The following is a 413-nucleotide window of genomic DNA, read 5'->3' as shown; positions in this document are numbered from 1 at the left end:
GATACGTGCCTGCGCTGCCGTCGAATAGAGTTGCGTTCTGATTGTGGGGGCCTTACTAAATTTGCTTGAATACTATCGGCACTGTAATTGGTCTGAACATAATCCATCACAGCTTTGGACATTTGATCGGTATCAATTTCCATTTGCTGGACATGGAATGTCGAAGAAATCCACGGTAATAGCTCTGCATTAATCCAATGGATCCCCGCTGGAATACTGTCTCGAGCGTAAACAAGTTGTTTCCAGATCAGTGGAACCAGGTACCATAATGCAACGGTTAAAGTTACACCTATACCAATAAAAACAATACTAATTGCCAACCAGCGAGGTATCTTAATTTTTACTAGAACTTCGACTAGTGGACTAAATAAATAAGCCAGGAAAAAAGCACCAATAAATGGGATGACCACAGG

At 41.6% G+C, this 413-nt stretch carries 1 protein-coding gene; it reads right to left on the bottom strand.

Annotated elements, in window-relative coordinates; genetic code table 11:
- On the bottom strand, window positions 1–413 hold a 413-nt coding region (locus tag BFL28_RS20435; RefSeq protein ID WP_206599154.1), incomplete at both ends, for an AI-2E family transporter.

The organism is Sphingomonas turrisvirgatae (assembly GCF_001721295.1).
GTDB lineage: Bacteria > Pseudomonadota > Alphaproteobacteria > Sphingomonadales > Sphingomonadaceae > Sphingomonas > Sphingomonas turrisvirgatae.
This window is presented reverse-complemented; position numbering and strand designations above follow the sequence as displayed.